The organism is Mesorhizobium sp. WSM4308 (genome assembly GCF_002294905.1).
In the GTDB taxonomy this organism is placed as follows: Bacteria; Pseudomonadota; Alphaproteobacteria; order Rhizobiales; family Rhizobiaceae; genus Mesorhizobium.
In genome coordinates this window covers 168,917-187,377 of sequence record NZ_NSFW01000010.1, presented here as the reverse complement: position 1 = coordinate 187,377, position 18,461 = coordinate 168,917, and the positions used below count along the sequence as shown (strand labels likewise).

The following is an 18,461-nucleotide window of genomic DNA, read 5'->3' as shown; positions in this document are numbered from 1 at the left end:
AAACTACTCGTCACCTCACTGCTTGAAGCAGTGCTCGCGGTGCCATTGCAGGAAATGAGGATGCGGGCGTTCGAGCTGTCGGCGAGGCGGAAGCGCACGGCGGGTCTTGTTTATGAACCCTTGCACGCTCTCGAGGTCATTGACCTGCCGCGAGATCAGGATTTCCAGATCGTCGGAGAGGCTGATCAATCCACGATCGAACATCCAATGCGCCGTACCTGATAGTGCGAGCCCATTGTTGACGACATCGGGCCCGTTCGCTTCGACGGGTCTAATATGTGCAGCGGCAACTTCCGCCCGACCACCGCCATTTATCAATTTGAGTCCCGTAATCGCGCAACGCTCGTCATAGGCGCGCAAGACGATGCGACGGAAAATGCGGACCCGCACGATTCGCGATCCGATGTAACTTATGCGGTCGCGGCTGTGCTCGAACTGGAATGGCGCCTCTTCATCCTGAAACCCGGATGAAATGCCGATCTCATCGACGCGCGGCAGCAGTGGCTCACGGGCGTCAAGGCCCAGATCGAGGATGCGGTTGAAGTCGCTCGGGCTGATCGGTCGGACGGCCGATTGAGCCCGACCAGAAATCCGTCCTTGGTCGTTAAGCAAACCTCGCTCAGCGAGCCCGTCCATCCCATTGAATGGAACGGGATTGGCGAAATCGAGGTATGATCCCGGCTCGATCAAAGCGAGATACATACCAGGCGCCACGGGATCAGGGATAACCTGCTGGACTTTCGCCAGGGCGAAATAGCCACGGGCATCTTCTACCTTGCTAGGTTCATAGTAGATGATCCAACCGCCGACACATGCTTCCACACGGCGCAGATACTGGCTGGGGAACTGATATCGCTCAGCGGGCCTGTCATCGTAGATCGAATCAGAGCGGTGGACGAATACCCCGAATCCCATGATCTTCCTGCAGCTTTGGGAATATCGGCTGAGATGTAGCACCAAAATTCGACTTTGGAGCCTGGTTTAGGCTTGGGAAACTCCTTCTGTGACAAACCACCCGCGATTTTTCCAGAGCCTGTAGCAAAAGGCCCATGCGGTTCGTCCTTTGAGCGAAGCAGGAGAACGCCATGCGAAAACTCATCGTCACCGAATTCATCAGCGTCGATGGCATTGCCGAGGTCGAAAAACTGCCTGGCGTGACCTGGAACGACGAGATGAACAGGTTCAAGGAGGATGAACTCGCCGACAGCGGCGCCATGCTTCTGGGGCGCACGACCTATGAGATCTTTGCCGGCTCATGGCCCAAGGAAACCGGGGATTTTGCCGACCGGTTCAACGCGCTGCCGAAATACGTCGCCTCGACCAGCCTGAAGGCGCTCGACTGGAAACCGGCCGAATTGCTCACAGGCTCGCTGCCGGACGCGGCGAGGACGCTGAAGCAAGGCAGCGGCGGCAACATCTATGTGCATGGCAGCCTCAGCGTGGCGCAAGACTTGCTGCGCCACGGGCTGGTCGACCGCGTCAGGCTGCTCAGCTATCCCGGCGCTGTCGGCCAGGGCAAGCCGCTGTTCCCGCCGGGCGAACAAGTGCCGCTCGAGCTGATTTCGGCCACGCCCTTCAGCAACGGCGTTGTTGCGCTGGAGTATGCGCCGGTGACGGCGAAGTGATAGCGGGCTTCCAGGCTGGATGACACAGAGTTCGACACAGGACTGCCAATTCCCGTCGCTCAACCAGCCTTCTTCCCTCGCCTCCCCTTGATGGCAGCGCCATTGCGCGCCTCAACCACCCTCGCCACTTCGCGCTTCAGCTGATCCTTGATGTCCGCCGTCTCGTTCATCAGGGCGTCGATCTTCAGGAAATCGAGCACGCGGTATTTCGAGACCGCTGGGCGGACCAGGATGTCGGGCTGGCACTGTTTCAGCTTGTTGGCGATGATCGACTGCATCATCAACTGGGTGGCGCCGAACATCAGGTCGACGGAGGTGGGGTGCTTGCGGTCGGCCTCTTCCGGCGCGCCGACGACGTCGACGCCGATGATGATGTCGGCGTCGTTCTCGATGAGATCGAACGGCACGGGGTTGTAGATGCCGCCGTCGATCAGCAGCCTGCCGTCGCGCGTCACCGGGCGGAACACGGCGGGGATGGCGGCCGAGGCGGCTAGGGCTGAGTGCAGATCGCCTTCATCGAACACGGCGAGCTTGTGGCCGAAATAATCGGTCGCGGTCACCTTCAGCGGGATCTTCAGCTCGGCGAAGGTTTCGGGAATGGCCTCCGGCAGGAACGCCTTCAGGATGCGCTCGACATTGAACTGGCTGACCCGGATGCCGTTCTGCATGGCCTCGGCGATGGTGCCTGGCCGCGCGCGCCACATGCGGCTCGCCACTTCGGCGCGGCGGCCGAGGATCGAGCGGGCATAGTCGTGGATCTCCTTGCCGGTCATGCCCGCGGCCATGCCGGCGCCCATGATGGCGCCGATCGACGAGCCGGCGATCGACACCGGCTTGATGCCGAGTTCGTCCAGCGCCTCGATGACATGGATATGCGCCAGGCCGCGCGCGCCGCCGCCGCCAAAAGCTATGCCGAAAGTTGGGCTCATCCCTTGCCGGCTCCGGCCAGCGGCGGCCCGACCACCATGATGGTCGGCTCGGCCGTCAGCAGCTTTTTGGCCGCCGCCTTGACCTGGTCGAGCGTCACCGCGTTGATGTAACCGGCACGGCGCTGCATGTAGTCGATGCCGAGATCGTCGAGCTGCAATTCGACTAGCGTCGCGGCGATGGAACTCGAAGAGTCCAGATTGGTGATGGCATAAGCGCCGATCAAATATTTCTTGGTCGCCGCCAGTTCAGCCTCGGTCGGACCATCCTCAGCCAACCGCCTGGCGACATCGCGCACGATGCCGAGCGTCTCGGCCGCGCGGTCGGAGCGCGTGCCGGTGGTGACGATCAGCGCATTGGCATGGTCCTGGTTTACCAGCGAGGAATTGACGCTGTAGGCCAGCCCGCGCTTTTCACGCACCTCCTCGAACAGGCGCGAGGTGAAGGTGCCGCCGCCAAGAATCTCGTTCATCAGCACGGCGGGGAAGAAATCCGCCGACTTGCGCTTCACGCCCGGCCAGGCGAGCTGCAGCGAGGTCTGCGGCAGGTCGTAATTGACCTCGACGCGCTGCGCCAGCTTCGGCTCGACATCGGCGACCGGGGCGAGCGCCTGGGTCTGCGGCAGGTCGCCGAACACCATGTCCAGCTTCTTCTTCAGCGTCTGCGCGTCGATGGCACCGACCACGGCGACATGCAGGCCGCCGCGCGCGAACACCGCCTTGTGCAGGGCCTTCAGATCGGCCTGCGTGATGGCGGCGATGCTCTGCCTGGTGCCCTGGTCGGAGCGCGAATAGGGATGGTCGCCATAGATGGCGCGCGCCCATTTGTTCTGCGCCACGGTGTCGGGATCGTTCTCGTTGGCGATGATGCCGGACAGGATCTGGGCGCGGATGCGGTCGATTGGGGCCTGGTCGAAGCGCGGCTCGTTGACCGCCAGCCGCAACAGATCGAAGGCCTCGTCGCGCTGTTCGGCCAGCATGCGCATGGAGCCATAGACGCCGTCGCGGGTCTCTTCGAAGCTCATCTCGGCGCCGGCATCGTCGAGCCTGACCTGGAAGGCTTCCGAATCGAGGGGGCCGGCGCCCTCGTCGAACAGGCCGGTCATCAGATTGGCGACGCCCTCCTTGCCCACCGGATCCTGCGTCGAACCGCCGCCGAAGACGAAACGGACGGCGACGATCGGTACGGAATAATCCTCGACCAGCCAGGCGGTGATGCCTTTGGAGGAGGTCACCTGCTGGATGTCCATGGCGCGGGCGGCCAGTGCGGGCAGGATCAGGAAGAGGATGGAGAGGAAGAGGGTTGCGAGGGCGTGCAGGGCCTTCCCCTCTCCCCTTGTGAGAGAAGGTGGATCGGCGCGCAGCGCCGAGACGGTTGAGGGGTCGGTGAAGGATCGCCGTTCTTGCCAAGCTGGAACACCCCTCATCCGACCTCGCTTCGCGAGGCCACCGCCCTGGGGCGAGCCACGGGTCTCACCCCGGCCTTCGGACCGCACGAGGGGAGAAGGGACAGAGACGCGGTGCTGGTTCGTCATCATCAATTCCCCGCCTGTTGCTGCGGCAAGAGATAGCCGGTCGTCGAGCGGGACAACACCAGATAGCGCGCGGCGACGGCCTTGATCTCGTCCGCCGTGACCTTGCGGATGCGATCCGGCCATTGCTGGACATCCTGCACATTGCCGCCGGTGGCCAGCGTCGAGCCATAGATTTCGGCCATGGAGTCCTGCTTGTCGCGGGCAAAGACCATCGACCTGATGTAGCGGTCCTTGGCCTTTTCCAGCTCATCCGGCGTGACGCCGCCGCTGGCGACGCGCGCCACCTCCACATCGACCGCGGCCTCGACGTCGGCCAGCCTGGCGTCGCCGCGCGGCGCGCCATAGACGGTGAAATTGGTGTCGTCGAGCATGGTGCCCTGGAAATACGCGCCGGCGTTGGAAGCGATGCCTTGCTTGACCACCAGCGCCTGGTAGAGCCGGCTGCGGTTGCCGCCGCCGAGGATCTCGGCCAGGAGGTCGAGCGCCTCGGCCTCGCCCGGCCTAGCGGTGTGATAGGACGGCACCACCCATTGCGTCGAGAAACTCGGCACGCTGACGCGGGCGTCGGTGAGCGTGACCGTGCGCTTGGTGTTCTGCTCCGGCTCGACCGGGCGGATGCGCGGCGGCAGGTCGGGCCCGCGCGCCACCTTGCCATAGGTCTTTTCGGCCAGCGCCTTGACCGTCTCCGGCTCGACATCGCCGGCCACGATCAGCACCGCGTTGTTGGGCCGGTAGTATTTGTCATAGAAAGCGACGGCGTCGGTACGGTTGAGCTGCTCCATCTCCTGCATCCAGCCGATGACCGGAATGCGATAGGGCTGATTCTGCCACAGCGTGGCATCGACTTCCTCGTCGAGCACGGCCTGCGGATTGTTGTCGATGCGCGAGCGGCGCTCCTCGAGGATCACATCGCGCTCGGTCTTGATGACGTCATCGGTGAGGATGAGGTTGCGCATGCGGTCGGCCTCGAAGCCCATCATCTGCTCGAGCGCCGAGGGCGCCACCGTCTCGTGGAAAGCGGTGTAGTCGTAGGAGGTGAAGGCGTTGTTGGAGCCGCCAATGTCGGAGACGGCGCGGTCGAACTCGCCGGCGGCGTGATTTGTCGTCGCCTTGAACATCAGATGTTCGAAGAAATGGGCGATGCCGGATTTGCCGGGCGGCTCGTCGGCGCTGCCGATCTTGTACCAGACCATATGGGTGACGATCGGCGCGCGATGGTCGGGGATGACGACCACCTCCATGCCGTTGTCGAGCAGGAAATCCGTCACCTTGAACTCGGCCGGCTTCGTGTTAGGCGACGCGGCGCTGTCGGCCAGCGTCGGGCCGGTGAGCGTGAAGACCAGCGAGGTTGCCAGCAGTGTCGTCCGCAGCCATTCAGCCCTGGATGTCATCAATGGCTCCGGTTCTCTCTTCAAGACGATAGGCAAGGTGCTTGCGACAAGCAAAGTGAATTGTTGTTGCCGGCAAAGGCGGCGGCAAAGAGGCCACCGATGAACGCAGGCGATCAGGCGGCTTCGATGAAGCGGATGATGGTTTCGCCGTAGTTGCGCTCGTCCAGCACCGAAAAGTCGGGGCCTGGCTCGAAGGGAACCGCCGCCGCCTCCTCGACCACGCAGAGCGCGCCGGGGCGCAGCCAGCCGCCGGCTTTCGCCGATTGCAGGGCGCGCTCGCCCAGCCCCTTGCCGTAGGGCGGATCGGCGAAGACCAGGCCGAACGGCGCCAGCGTGCCCGCCTCGCCAAGGCCGGTGGCGTCGCGGCGAAAGATCTTGGTGCGCCCGGTCAGGCCGAAGGCCTCGACATTGTCGCGGATCAGGCCGCGGCCTTCGGCAGATTCCTCGATGAAGACGCCGTAGGACGCGCCGCGCGACAACGCCTCCAGACCAAGCGCGCCGGTGCCGGCGAACAGATCCAGCACGCGCGCGCCGTCCAGCTGTTCGGCAAAGCGATGCGCCAGCACATTGAAGACGGCCTCGCGGGTGCGGTCGGTCGTCGGACGGATGGCGCTACCGCGGGGCGTCGCCAGCGGGCGCCCACGAAACTCACCGCCGACGATCCTCATCTTGTGCGGGGACCCTTGGGGCCGCCACGCGGCCGTTCACCGCCAGCCGGACGCTCGCCACGCGGCTTGCCGAAAGGCTTTGCGCCGCCCGGTTTGCCAGCGGGTTTGCCATAGGACGGCTTGAACGAGGCCTTGCGCGCCTTGGCCTCCGCCGCCTTGGCGGCGTCGGCTTCCGCCCTGCCCTTGCCGATCGGCCGGGCTCCTGGCGCCATCCAGACATTGGCCTTGCGCTGGCCGGGCGGCTCGATCGGCCGCTGCTCGCGCTCGGATTTCTTACCGCCAAAACCACCACGCGGCTTGTCGCCGAAGCCACCACGCGGCTTGTCGCCGAAACTGCCACGTGGCTTGTCGCCGAAGCCGCCGCGTTCGGGCCGGGGTCCGCGTTCGCCGAAGCTCTTTTCCGGCCGCTCGCCTCTGTCGGGACTGGTCGACAGTTTGCCCAATGCCTCGTCGCGGCTGCCTTCCCGGCGCTTGCGATTCTTGATCAGCCCGCCCTCGCCGATCGGCCGCCGCTCGCCGTCGCGCGTGAATTTCGGCCGCTCGGGTTCCGCTTCGCGAACTTCGGTGCGCCGCACCGGCTTGTTGGAGAAGGGTTTTGCTATCTCGGCGTCGAAGTTGGCGCCGGATTCCTCCACCAGGCGCTCGCCCAGCTGATCGCGCAGCACGCGACCCTTGATCTCCAGTACGTGGCCCTCGGGGAGATCCTCGAGCTGGAACGGGCCATAGGAAATGCGGATCAGCCGGGTCACGTCGAGGCCGAGCGCGCCGAGGATGTTCTTCACTTCGCGGTTCTTGCCTTCGCGCAGGCCGATCGTCAGCCAGGCATTGGAGCCCTGCTCGCGGTCGAGGCTGGCTTCGATGGCACCGTAGAAGACGCCGTCGACGGCAATGCCTTCGCGCAGGCCCGCAAGCGCGCTTTCCTCGACCTTGCCGTGGACGCGCACGCGGTAGCGGCGCAGCCAGCCTGTGGCGGGCAGTTCGAGCACGCGCGACAGGCCGCCATCATTGGTGAGCAGCAGCAGGCCTTCGGTGTTGATATCGAGGCGGCCAATGGTCATCAGCCGCGGCAATTCGGCCGGCAGCACGTCGAAGACAGTCTTGCGGCCTTCGGGATCACGGTTGGTGGTGACGACGCCGGCGGGCTTGTGGAACAGGAACAGGCGCGTGCGCTCGATCGGCGGGATCTCCATGCCGTCGAGATGGATGATGTCGCCCGGCATGACGTTGAAGGCCGGCGAAGTCAGGGCGCGGCCGTTGACCTTGACGCGGCCGGCGGCGATCAGTTCCTCGGCGTCGCGGCGCGAGGCAAGCCCGGCGCGCGCCAGCCGCTTGGCGATGCGTTCGCCGGCCTCTTCCGTGGCCTCGGCGGGACGCGGGCGCGGCTTGAAGCCGGCCGATGCCCCTTGGTGCCGATCGCTGAAATCACGCTTGGGGCGGTCACCGCCAAAGTCGCGCTTGGGACGGTCGGCAAAGTCGCGCTTCGGGCGATCGCCGAAATCACGCTTGGGACGGTCGAAACGCTTACCGCCGCCCTCCGCCGACGCGGCAACCGGACGGTCGCCGCGCGGCGCATAGGGTTTGCGCGGCCCTTCGCGCTTCTCATACGGCTTGCGTTCGCCTTCGGCTGCCATTGGCCTGTCGCCACGCGGCGCATAGGGTTTGCGTGGCCCTTCGCGCTTCTCATACGGCTTGCGTTCGCCTTCGGCTGCCATTGGCCTGTCGCCACGCGGCGCGTAGGGCTTGCGTGGCCCTTCGCGCTTCTCATAGGGCTTGCCCGCGGCGCGTGGCCCCTTGCTGAATGGCTTGTCGCCGCCCTTGAAGTCGCGCTTCGGCCGTTCGCCCTCGGCGGCCATCGGCCGATCGCCGCGCGGCGCATAGGGTTTCTTGGCGCCGAAGGATGGCTTCCTGTCGCCTCGCGGAGCCGCAGGTTTCTTGCCCGGGCCTTTTTGGCGCGGAGATTTCTTGTCGTTGTCGTCCATGTGGCCTTTGTCCGTTTGCGCTGCTACAGCGTGGCGCATCCTTTCGGGCGCGCAACGAACGCTGTAGCACTTTGATTTGGCGCATGATCTTTTCCGAAAATCGAGTCCGATTTTCGGGTTGATGCGCTCCATAACAGGATCACGCCTGAGTGGCGAGGAGATAATCGGAATGGAAACCGCGTGAAGCGGCCGGATTTCATGGCGGTGGCGCTCAAGGAGGCCGAGGCGGCAGCCTTGCGTGGCGAAGTGCCGGTCGGCGCCGTCATCGCCAACGGCGGCACGGTCGTTGCGAAAGCCGGCAACCGCACCCGCGAGCTTGCCGACCCGACGGCGCATGCCGAGATGCTTGTCATTCGCGAAGCCTGCGGGAAACTCTCAAGCGAGCGGCTGACCGGCCACGATCTCTATGTGACGCTGGAACCTTGCGCCATGTGCGCCGGCGCCATCTCCTTCGCCAGGCTACGCCGTGTCTACTTCGGCGCCGCCGACGAAAAGGGCGGCGCGGTGGTCAATGGAGTACGCTTCTTCGCCTCGCCGACCTGCCACCACACGCCCGACATCTATCCGGGCATGGGCGAGACGGAGGCTGCGCTGCTGCTGAAGGATTTTTTCAAGGAACGTCGCGACTGAACCGCGATGTGCCGCCCGAAAGGGCAGCGCGGGCGTTCTTACAGGGACGGCAACCAGTCGAACCAGCCGGACTTCTTGCCTTCCGCCTCCTTCTTCAGGCGGCGTTCCTTCTTGTATTCGTCCTCGCCGAGTTCGTTCTGCGGCGCCGTGCCGGCCGCGACGCGATAGGCCAATGGCGGCTCGCTCAGATATCTGCGGGTGTTGGGGTCGCCCTGCTTGCTCGCGGCAAGACGACGCTGGATCTCGGCGGCGCGGCCCTTGTCGGAATCAGCGGGTGTCCAGGCCGGCGGGTGGCTGGAGCCTGAATCCGCCATCGCCTTCTTGACCGAGGCCGGATCGGTCTGCACGTCGTCGACGACCTCAGCCTGATAGCCCGGATCATTTTGATGGGCGGTGGCGTCGGCGCGCAGGCGCGCGCGGCGCTGTTCAGGCGATTCGGGCCATTCGGCGCTTGCCGTCTGGATGCTTTCCTGCGGTGCGGGCAGCGCTTCCTTCTGTCCGGGAGCGGGCTTCACCAAGGTGGGGCGCGGCTTGTAGTCGATCGGATCCTTGCGCTTCGGCGCGAAGGAAACGGCGCCCGAGAGATCGCCGGCCAGCTGTTCGGCAGCGGTCTTGTCGGTGCCATAGGTCGGAGAGCCCATGCAGCCGGATAGAGCGAGGCCCGATGCGACAAGCGGCGCCAGCAGCGCAAGGCGCGCCTTATATCTCTCGGTCATGCCAAAAAGTCCCACTCTAGACAGCCTCTCGATCGCCACCGGTCCTGTGACGGGTCCCCATCGTCCAAGCACTTGCGACGGAAATCCGGCGACAATTTGTCTTCCGGAGTTTCGCGTGTTTACCTCAACCGCTCTTTAAGGGCAACGCACGGGCGGATTTGCACCGCCCGGCGTGGCATTTGTGCACTGTTGATCGGGTGCACGTCGTTTCCCAGAACCGCGGCACGCTCTTCGGCGACGTCGACCTAAACCCGACCGAGCGCCTTCAGCTCATGCAGAACGGCGGCATCTCGTGCGGAGACATCGGGAAATGCGGGATCCTGCCCGACATCGGCCGTGTAACGCCAGGAACGCGCGCATTTGGTGAGGCCGCGGTCCTCGGCTTTCTCGACCACTACGGCGACGCCCTTGACATCGTCGAGGGTGAAGGCGCCTTCAGGCGCCTGGCCATGGGCAATGACGAGGTCGCTGGTGATCGCCATCTCGGCCATGTCGACGTCCGATATCGCCGCCTCGAGCGCTGCGTCGTTGATGGTGACGACCGGCACCGCTTCCAGCGAGGAGCCGATCACCTTCTGGGCACGCGCGATCTCGAGCGCGCCGGTGACGACGCGGCGCACCTGCCGCACCTTGCGCCACTTTTCCGCCAGCGCTTCGTTCTTCCAATCCGCCGGGATTTCCGGGAACTGGTCGAGATGCAGCGAAACGGCATCGGGATGACGGTCGAGCCAGGCCTCTTCCATGGTGAAGGGCAGCATCGGCGCCAGCCATTTCACCAGGCAGTCGAAAAGATGGCGCACCACCTGCACCGAGGCCTTGCGCTTCACGCTCGACGGTGCGTCGCAGTAGAGCGCGTCCTTGCGGATGTCGAAATAGAAGGCCGACAGCTCGACCACCATGAAATCGACGAGCGCGCGGGTGATGCGCTTGAACTCGAAGGCGTCGTAGCCCTGGCGCACCACCTCGTCGAGCTCGGCCAGCCGATGCAGCATCAGCCGTTCCAGCTCCGGCATCGCTTCCAGCGGTACGGTCTCGCCATCGTCATGGGCGAGCGTGCCCAGCATCCAGCGGATGGTGTTGCGCAGCTTGCGGTAGGCGTCGATATTGGTCTGCAGCACGTTCTTGCCGAGCCGCTGGTCTTCCCAATAATCCGTCGTCACCACCCACAAGCGCAGGATATCGGCACCGGATTGCTTGATGACGTCCTGCGGCACCACCGTGTTGCCGAGCGATTTCGACATCTTGCGTCCGTCCTCATCCATGGTGAAGCCATGGGTGACGACGGTGTCGTAAGGCGCCCTGCCCCTGGTGCCGCAGCTTTCGAGCAGCGAGGAGTGGAACCAGCCGCGATGCTGGTCGGACCCTTCGAGATAGACGTCGGCCGGCCATTTCAGGTCTGGGCGATCCTCCAGCGTAAAGACATGCGTCGAGCCCGAATCGAACCAGACGTCGAGGATGTCCATCACCTGCTTCCATTTGGACGCATCGTGGTTGCCGAGGAAGCGTTCCTTGGCGCCGGCGGCGAACCAGGCGTCGGCGCCCTCTTCCTCGAAGGCGTCCATGATGCGCTGGTTGACCGCCGCGTCCTTCAGCACGTTGCCGTCCTCATCGGCGAAAACGGCGATCGGCACGCCCCAGGCGCGCTGACGCGACAACACCCAGTCGGGGCGCTCCTCGATCATGGCGCGGATGCGGTTCTGGCCGGCAGCCGGCACAAAGCCCGTGTCGTCGATGGCCTTCAGGGCGCGGCTGCGCAGTGTCGTGCCGTCGCCGAGGTCCTTGTCCATGTAGACGAACCATTGCGGCGTGTTGCGGAAGATCACCGGCTTCTTCGACCGCCAGGAATGCGGGTAGCTGTGCTTCAGGCGGCCGCGCGCGAAGAGCGCGTTACGCTTGATCAGCTCGTCGATGACAGCCTGGTTGGCGTTGCCCTTCTTGCCATTGTCGTCAATGACACGCGCGGCTCCACCCTCGCGATCCGGGCCGAAGCCTGGCGCGTCCCTGGTGAAGAAGCCGGCATCGTCGACCGTGAAGGGGATCACCGTGTCGATGCCACGTGCCCGCAGCTGCGGCGCGGCGTCCATCCAGGCGTCAAAATCCTCGCGGCCATGGCCAGGCGCGGTGTGGACGAAGCCGGTGCCGGCATCGTCGGTCACATGATCGCCCGCAACCATCGGCACGGGGAACTCGTAACCGCCACCGAGACCCTTGAATGGGTGTGAAAGCACTAGGTTTCCAAGTTGTTCGGTGCTGACGCCGTGAAGGCGCTTCAAGGTGACCTTTGCCTTGGCCTGGCTTTCCTCGGCCAGCGCGTCGGCGAAGATCAGCTTCTCACCCGGCTGCGGGCCAAAGGCATTCTCGGCCGCCGTCACTTCATAGAGCCCGTAGGCGACGCGCGGCGAATAGCTGACGGCGCGGTTGCCCGGGATGGTCCACGGCGTCGTCGTCCAGATGACGACATGGGCGTCCAGCAAATCCAGCGACCGCCCGCTCAGGTCCGGATTGAGTTCCGCCGGCTGCCCGTCCACGATATTGGCGACGACAAGATTGGCGACCGGAAACTTCGCCCAGATCGTGTCTGACTCATAATCCTGGTACTCGATTTCGGCCTCGGCCAATGCGGTGCGCTCGACGACGCTCCACATCACCGGCTTCGAGCCGCGATAGAGCTGACCCGACATGGCGAATTTCAGCAATTCGCCGGCGATGCGCGACTCGGCATGGAAAGCCATCGTCGTATAGGGATTCTTGAAGTCGCCGATGACGCCAAGCCGCTGGAACTCACCGCCCTGCACCGTGATCCAGTGCGCCGCGAACTCACGGCATTCCTTGCGGAACTCGTTGACCGGCACCTCGTCCTTGTTCTTGCCCTTGGCGCGATACTGCTCCTCGATCTTCCACTCGATCGGCAGGCCGTGGCAGTCCCAGCCAGGCACATAGTTCGAATCGTAGCCGCGCATCTGGAACGAGCGGGTGATGACGTCCTTGAGGATCTTGTTCAGCGCATGGCCGATATGGATATTGCCGTTGGCGTAGGGCGGGCCGTCATGCAGCACATATTTCGTGCGGCCGGCGGCACTCTCGCGCAGCTTGGCGTAGAGGTCCATGTCCTGCCAGCGCTTGACCAGCACCGGCTCCTTCTCTGGCAAGCCGGCGCGCATCGGGAAATCCGTCTGCGGCAAATAAAGCGTCTTGGAATAGTCGATCGTTTCAACAGTGTCGGTCATTGATCTGCCATCTGCGTAGCCCGTCGGCACAAAGCCCGGGCGTTGAGGTCTTTGATTGGCGCATATCGTTTTCCCAAAACCGGATCCCACCTTTGGGCGATATGCGTCGATGTTCTGAAAAAGCGCGAGGGCGCGCGCGAAACTCCCGGCGGTTCCGGCGGCGCTCAGGCCACCCGGAACACCGGGCCAGTAATTCGTATCGCGATCGCGAAAAGGCGCGAAAAGCTCATCATGGCGTGGCTTTTAGCGGAGATGGACGCAGGAATAAAGCGTCTCGTTCAATTCGCCTACATCTTGAAGTCGAAGCGATAGGTGGTCGACACACCGACCATGAACTGGTTGCGGTCGCCGCGCTCCCTGACCAGGCTGGAATCGGCTGCCGGCCCCTCCAGGCGCGAATATTCGCCGAACAGGCTGGCGGTCATCGGATCGGTCACCTTCCAGGTCACCGCGCCGCCGAGGCCGACGGATTTCAGTCCGCCACCGGGATTGTACTGGCTCAGGCCGGAGGCCACCGCCTCCTGCGCATTGACGCCATAGTAGGCGTCGAAATAGTTCGCCGAAGCAAAGGACACGCGCGGGCCGCCCGAAATCCTGACGGTTGGCGTCACATCGTAGAAAGCGTCGGCGGCGATATCGGCGACAAAGCCGTTATGGGCACGGATGCCGTGGCGCAATTCGGCGCGCGCGCGCATCCAGTCCGTCGGATAGAATTCGAAGAAGCCGCCGACTTCGCCGCCCCAGCGCACCGGATCGAGACCCTTGAGCTCGTCGGCATCGCTGTCATCGCGCGAGAACAGGAACTTGCCGGTCAGGCCGGCGCGAACGCCGCCATCATCGACCAGCGCCAGCGAAATATTGTCGTTGCGCGAGGTGAAGCGAGCCTGGGGACCGGCCTTGCCCAGGGAGATGATGGGCTGGGCGCTGAGCATGTATTTCTTGCCGCCCTCGAAATTCGGCGCGACCATGCCCGTGGCGCCAACCGTCAGGTACCAGTCGCCGGACAGCCAGCCGAAAGGGCCGTCGCCGGCCTCGGCCGCGGAAGCGCCCAGCAAGGAGGCGGTCAGAAGCAGCGGAATCGCCCGGACAATACGCATCGATACCCCATACGCGAAACACGCCGGAACAAACACCCGGCATCGCTCAAGCCATGGCGCCAGTTCGGTAAAATTTGACTTAACATCGGTAACAGTTGAGTCGGCCAACTTAGTGTCCGGCCGCGCCGGATCAGGCGCGGCGCGGCGCGGTCGGCAGGTCCAGCAGCCCTCTCACGGCCTTGCTGCCCTTGCCGGCAATGCGCGCCGATCCGTCGTCACCCACCTCCACCGTTGCACCGTTGGCAAAGCTTAGCGACCAGCCGTCGCCCTTGGCGTTACGGCGGCGGTCGGTAAGCTCGATGCCGGCAGCGGTGACAAGGGCGACGATCCCGTCAGCGTTCATCGTTTTCCTACGGACACGGGCCTTCAATTGAGGTCGAGCCCGGCGGTAAGATCGCCGAGCGGCGGTTCGCCATGCGCGGCGACGGCCCGGTCGCGAACCACGATGCCGTGCAGCACCGGCAGTTCGAAGCGCTCGGTGATGAAGCGCAGGATCGAAGTCGTATCATAGGGCGTCTGATCGACATAGCCGTGCTTGGCGAAGGGCGAAACGATGATGGCGGGGACGCGTGTGCCCGGCCCCCAGCGGTCGCCCTTGGGCGGAGGGACGTGATCCCAGATGCCGCCATTCTCGTCATAGGTGACGACGACCAGCATATGCGGCCATTGCGGGCTTTTCTCCAGATGGGCGACGACGTCGGCGACATGGCGATCTCCAGCCTCGATGTCGGCATAGCCGGAATGCTCGTTGAGATTGCCCTGCGGCTTGTAGAAGGAGACCTGTGGCAGGGCGCCGTCGTCAATCGCCTGGATGAAGCTAACGCCGCCCAGCCCACCGTCGCGCAAATGTTGGCGCCTGGCTTCGGTGCCCGGCGCGTAATTGGCATAATAGTTGAACGGTTGGTGGTGATACTGGAAATTCGGAACCGGCGAGTTGTTGCCGTGGTCGAGCGTGTACTGCCAGGCGCCCGAATACCATGCCCAGGTGATGTGCTTGAGGCTAAGCATGTCGCCGATGGTCGGCTCCGTCTGGGGCGGCAGCGTGGTGGGCTTGGCCGGATCCGCGAGGAGCGGATCGCCGCCAGGCGTCGGATCGTTGCCGCTTGGTTGGTAAGGCGGCTGCATCGTGTTCACTGCGTGGAAGTCCGGCGTCAGATTGCCATCGGAGACAAATTTCGGAATGCCGTCGCGCGCCGATTTCGGCGAATTGTCGGCGATCTTCAGGGCTGTGCCGCTCTCATCCGTCACCGAAATCGACGGTTTGGCCGGGCTCTTGTCGGCATCGGCGTAGTAAGGCGCGCAAGCGCAGATCAGCCATTGGTGGTTGAAAAACGAGCCGCCGAACCCACCCATGAAGAAATGATCGGCCAGCACGTATTTCTGCGCGACCGCCCACATGTCGGTCTTGGAAGCGTCCCAGTTGCTCATCGGCATGGCGCCTGAATCGGCCCAGGCAACGAACATGTCGTTCTTGCCGCCGTTGATCTGCATCTGGTTCTGGTAGTAGCGATGCCAGAGATCGTGCGTTGTGACGCTGAGCGGCACGTTGAAACCCTTCGCGTCGTTCACGGTGAACGGCGCGTTTGGAAGGTGCTCGGTCATCGCCTGCGTCACCGGCGGCGTGACGCCCTTGGCGGTCAGCCCGTCCCACACCGGCGGCAGTTCGGACAGCACCGAGCCGTCACGGTCGCGCTGCTGCAAGCTTTCCTGGCTGGCTTTGTCGATGCCTTCGGCACCGGGAAAATGGCCATAGAGATTGTCGAAGGCGCGGTTCTCGGCGAAGATGACGACCACCGTTTCTATCTTGGTGATGCCATCCGGCGGATCGCCGGGCTGCGCTGCGAATGCGGAAGCCGCATTGGCAGCGAACAGGGCGAGAGTTGAGGAAAACAGGGCGAGCCCATGGGATCGCTTCATTGTCACACCTCCCTGAGGCAAAGCGGGATGACACCAGCTTCGCCGCGCGTTTGCAATAGCCACCGCGCTGGACGGGTAGTGCCATTGGGATTACCTTCCTTCAACCGCAGGATGCGCGGCCAGATGTGGAGGGAGATGTATCATGACCTTGCACGGCGATACTCTGAAGAAAGCGATCGGCCAGACGCGGGAAAAATGGGGATGGTTTGTCGGCCTGGGCGTGGTGCTGCTGATCCTCGGCGGCATTGCTTTCGGCAATCTGTTCATCGCCACCGTGGCTTCCGTCTATGTCGTCGGCTGGCTGATGCTGGTGGCCGGCATCATCGAGATCATGCATGCTTTCGGGGTCAAGACCTGGAGCCGCTTCTTCTACTGGCTGCTCAGCGGGCTGCTTTACGCGGTCGCCGGATTTTTCGCCTTCGACAATCCGCTGCTGGCCTCGGCGGTGCTGACCTTCCTGCTGGCCGTCGCGCTCGTCGCCTCCGGCGCGCTGCGAGCCTGGGTCGGCTACAGCCACCGTCCGGAACAGGGTTGGGGCTGGATCGTCGCGGCAGGCCTCATCAGCGTGCTTGCCGGCCTGATCATCGCCATGGGTTGGCCGGTCAACAGCCTGTGGGTGCTCGGACTGTTCCTGGCGATCGACCTGATCTTCCAGGGCTGGACCTTCATCGCGGTCGGCCTGGCGCTGAAAAAGTAGAGTCTTGCCGAGCATGATCTCTGGGCAAGCGGAAACCGTTTGTCCGATAAAACCGGTATCCGCTTTTCGGGATCATGCCTTAGAACGCAATGGCCGCGTCGAGCTGTGAAAGCGGCTTGACGCCGGCAAGCAGCGCCCGGGCCTCGGCTTCATCGCGCTTCATCTGCACCACCAATGCATCGAGGCCGTCGAATTTGATCTCGCTGCGCAGGAAGCCGAAGAATGAGACCTCGCAGGTCTCGCCGTAGAGATCGCCGGAAAAATCGAAGACGAAGGTTTCCAGAAGCGGTGCGCCATTGTCGTCGACGGTCGGGCGGCGGCCGAAGCTGGCGACGCCGTCATGCAGCGTGCCGTCGGCGCGGCGGAAGCGGACGGCATAAATCCCTTCCTTCAGGGTCGCTTCCGGTGAAAGCCTCATATTGGCGGTGGGAAAGCCCAGTGTGCGGCCGAGTTGCTGCCCGCCGATCACTTCGGCCTCGACCGTGAAGCGATAGCCGAGCAGACCGGCGGCCTCGACTACCTCGCCCTCGCAGAGCAGGGCCCGGATCCGGCTCGACGAAACCACCTCGGCGCCCTCGTCGCGAAAAGCGTCGACCAGCGTGACGCCAAAGCCATGGCGTTCGCCGGCTGCCATCAGATAGGCCGGTCCGCCCTGGCGGTCCTTGCCGAAATGGAAATCGAAACCAGTCACGGCGTGGGTGATGCCGAGCGTCCTCTCCAGCACGTCGGTGACGAAAGCTTCCGCCGACAGCGAAGCGAAGTCGCGCGTGAACGGCTGCTCGACGAGCGCGGCAAAACCCAGCAAGGACAAGAGCCGCGCCTTCATCGGCGGCGGCGTCAGCACGAACAGCGGCATGTCGGGCCTGAACACCTTTCGCGGGTGCGGTTCGAAGCTGAGCACCAAGGCCGGCACATCACGCCGCAGAGCCTCGGCCAACGCCCGTTCGAGCACCGCTTGATGACCACGGTGGACGCCATCGAAATTGCCGATCGCGACAACGCCGCCACGCAGATCGGCGGGCAGCGGCGCGGTCGCGGTGAGATGCTGGAAGCCTACCATCGCCACCTACTGCAGTCTGACCATGACGGCCACCGGACGATAGCCGTGCCGCTCCAGAACGAGCCCGAGCTTGGCCGGATCCGGCCGGGATGCATTGCCGTAGTCGCGGGCATGGATGCCGCCGGAGACATAGAGAACGTCGAAACCATTGTCGGCCGCGCCCTTCACATCGGTCATCATCCCGTCGCCGATGGCCAATACCCGAGAACGCTCGACCGGCCGGCCAAGCACCTCGGCCACCTCCTTCATCGCAAGGTCGTAGATCGGCGCATAGGGCTTTCCCGCAATCAGCGTACGGCCGCCGAGCTGGGCATAGTCGCGCGCCAGCGCGCCGGCGCACCAGATGATGCGTTCGCCGCGCTCCACCATGATATCGGGATTGGCGCAGATGAATGGCAGGTTCCTGGCACGCAATCGCCGCAGAAGGTCGATATAATCCTGAGGCTTCTCGACCTCGTCATCGAACAGCCCGGTGCATACGACACCGGCGGCCTCGAATTCCTCGACGAGGTCGACATCGAGGCCGTCATAGAGGGTCAGATCACGGTCGGCGCCGATATGGAAGATCTTGCGTGGGCCTTCCGCGATCAGGTCGCGGGTCACGTCGCCCGAGGTCACCACACGGTCGTAAGCTGACGGCGGAACGCCGATCACACTCATCTGGGCCACGACATCGGCGCTGCGGCGGGGCGAATTGGTGATGAGAACAACGGGGATGCCGGCTGCCCTTGCCCTGGCCAGCGCCACCACAGCAGCCGGGAAATGCCATTCGCCATTGTGCACCACGCCCCAGACATCGCAAAGAATTGCCGAATAGGCTTTGGAGACGTCTTCGAGCGAGCCGACGATGTCAGGCGAATCCGCCATGCCGTTTCCTTCAATATGAGCGTTGCGAGTGCCGCGGCCGACGGTTCGCCGCAGCGGTTTCGAATTATCCGAACCGATCCACGCTGTCACCAGCTTTCACCTGGAGATCGACGCGAAGGCGCCCCT

General features: G+C 64.1%; 16 protein-coding genes. 3 read left to right on the top strand and 13 right to left on the bottom strand.

Annotation, left to right across the window (positions count from 1 at the left end):
- Positions 1 to 15: 15 nt before the first annotated feature.
- Positions 16 to 915, bottom strand: coding sequence for an HNH endonuclease (locus CK227_RS20155; RefSeq protein WP_095770535.1), 900 nt, complete (start codon positions 913 to 915; stop codon positions 16 to 18).
- Positions 916 to 1,085: 170 nt separating this feature from the next.
- Between CK227_RS20155 and CK227_RS20150 the strand changes: the two genes are divergently transcribed.
- On the top strand, positions 1,086 to 1,625 hold the full coding sequence (locus CK227_RS20150; RefSeq protein ID WP_095770536.1) for a dihydrofolate reductase family protein: 540 nt from the start codon (positions 1,086 to 1,088) through the stop codon (positions 1,623 to 1,625).
- 59 nt (positions 1,626 to 1,684) lie between these two features.
- On the opposite strand, the gene CK227_RS20145 is transcribed toward CK227_RS20150, so the two are convergent.
- The 5 genes from CK227_RS20145 to CK227_RS20125 form a co-directional block, all read right to left on the bottom strand.
- Entirely contained in the window at positions 1,685 to 2,554 is an 870-nt protein-coding gene (locus tag CK227_RS20145; protein ID WP_095770537.1) for a patatin-like phospholipase family protein, read from the bottom strand.
- Positions 2,551 to 3,978, bottom strand: a complete 1,428-nt coding sequence (locus CK227_RS20140; protein ID WP_095770538.1) for a pitrilysin family protein — start codon at positions 3,976 to 3,978, stop codon at positions 2,551 to 2,553. The genes CK227_RS20145 and CK227_RS20140 overlap by 4 nt, the downstream gene beginning before the upstream one ends.
- A 110-nt stretch (positions 3,979 to 4,088) precedes the next feature.
- A complete protein-coding gene (locus CK227_RS20135) occupies positions 4,089 to 5,477 on the bottom strand; it encodes a pitrilysin family protein (RefSeq protein ID WP_095770539.1) in 1,389 nt (462 codons plus the stop codon).
- 113 nt (positions 5,478 to 5,590) lie between these two features.
- A complete protein-coding gene (gene rsmD, locus CK227_RS20130) occupies positions 5,591 to 6,145 on the bottom strand; it encodes a 16S rRNA (guanine(966)-N(2))-methyltransferase RsmD (protein ID WP_095770540.1) in 555 nt (184 codons plus the stop codon).
- Positions 6,142 to 8,124, bottom strand: coding sequence for a pseudouridine synthase (locus tag CK227_RS20125; protein ID WP_095770911.1), 1,983 nt, complete (start codon positions 8,122 to 8,124; stop codon positions 6,142 to 6,144). Before CK227_RS20125 ends, rsmD begins: the two co-directional genes overlap by 4 nt.
- A 180-nt stretch (positions 8,125 to 8,304) precedes the next feature.
- Between CK227_RS20125 and CK227_RS20120 the strand changes: the two genes are divergently transcribed.
- Positions 8,305 to 8,754 (top strand): nucleoside deaminase, encoded by a 450-nt coding sequence (locus CK227_RS20120; RefSeq protein WP_095770541.1) that lies wholly within the window; start codon positions 8,305 to 8,307, stop codon positions 8,752 to 8,754.
- A gap of 38 nt (positions 8,755 to 8,792) precedes the next feature.
- On the opposite strand, the gene CK227_RS20115 is transcribed toward CK227_RS20120, so the two are convergent.
- The 5 genes from CK227_RS20115 to CK227_RS20095 all read right to left on the bottom strand — a co-directional run bounded on the left by CK227_RS20115 (position 8,793) and on the right by CK227_RS20095 (position 15,711).
- Positions 8,793 to 9,470, bottom strand: a complete 678-nt coding sequence (locus tag CK227_RS20115; protein WP_095770542.1) for a hypothetical protein — start codon at positions 9,468 to 9,470, stop codon at positions 8,793 to 8,795.
- Between the two features lie 245 nt (positions 9,471 to 9,715).
- Positions 9,716 to 12,697: an isoleucine--tRNA ligase gene (gene ileS, locus CK227_RS20110; RefSeq protein WP_095770543.1), complete on the bottom strand. Its 2,982-nt coding sequence runs from the start codon at positions 12,695 to 12,697 to the stop codon at positions 9,716 to 9,718.
- A gap of 287 nt (positions 12,698 to 12,984) precedes the next feature.
- Positions 12,985 to 13,794 carry a MipA/OmpV family protein gene (locus CK227_RS20105; RefSeq protein ID WP_095770544.1) on the bottom strand — a complete coding sequence of 270 codons (810 nt, stop codon included), beginning with the start codon at positions 13,792 to 13,794 and terminating at the stop codon, positions 12,985 to 12,987.
- 130 nt (positions 13,795 to 13,924) lie between these two features.
- Complete coding sequence (locus tag CK227_RS20100; RefSeq protein ID WP_095770545.1) at positions 13,925 to 14,137, bottom strand: hypothetical protein; 213 nt, start codon at positions 14,135 to 14,137, stop codon at positions 13,925 to 13,927.
- Positions 14,138 to 14,160: 23 nt separating this feature from the next.
- A complete protein-coding gene (locus CK227_RS20095; RefSeq protein WP_245317983.1) occupies positions 14,161 to 15,711 on the bottom strand; it encodes an acid phosphatase in 1,551 nt (516 codons plus the stop codon).
- 142 nt (positions 15,712 to 15,853) lie between these two features.
- On the opposite strand from CK227_RS20095, the gene CK227_RS20090 reads away from it, so the two are divergent.
- Positions 15,854 to 16,408, top strand: coding sequence for an HdeD family acid-resistance protein (locus CK227_RS20090; protein WP_095770547.1), 555 nt, complete (start codon positions 15,854 to 15,856; stop codon positions 16,406 to 16,408).
- Positions 16,409 to 16,487: 79 nt separating this feature from the next.
- On the opposite strand, the gene CK227_RS20085 is transcribed toward CK227_RS20090, so the two are convergent.
- Together CK227_RS20085 and CK227_RS20080 are read right to left on the bottom strand one after the other, a co-directional pair.
- Positions 16,488 to 17,468 (bottom strand): bifunctional riboflavin kinase/FAD synthetase, encoded by a 981-nt coding sequence (locus tag CK227_RS20085; protein WP_095770912.1) that lies wholly within the window; start codon positions 17,466 to 17,468, stop codon positions 16,488 to 16,490.
- Between the two features lie 6 nt (positions 17,469 to 17,474).
- Positions 17,475 to 18,335 carry a TIGR01459 family HAD-type hydrolase gene (locus CK227_RS20080; RefSeq protein ID WP_095770548.1) on the bottom strand — a complete coding sequence of 287 codons (861 nt, stop codon included), beginning with the start codon at positions 18,333 to 18,335 and terminating at the stop codon, positions 17,475 to 17,477.
- Positions 18,336 to 18,461: the final 126 nt, after the last annotated feature.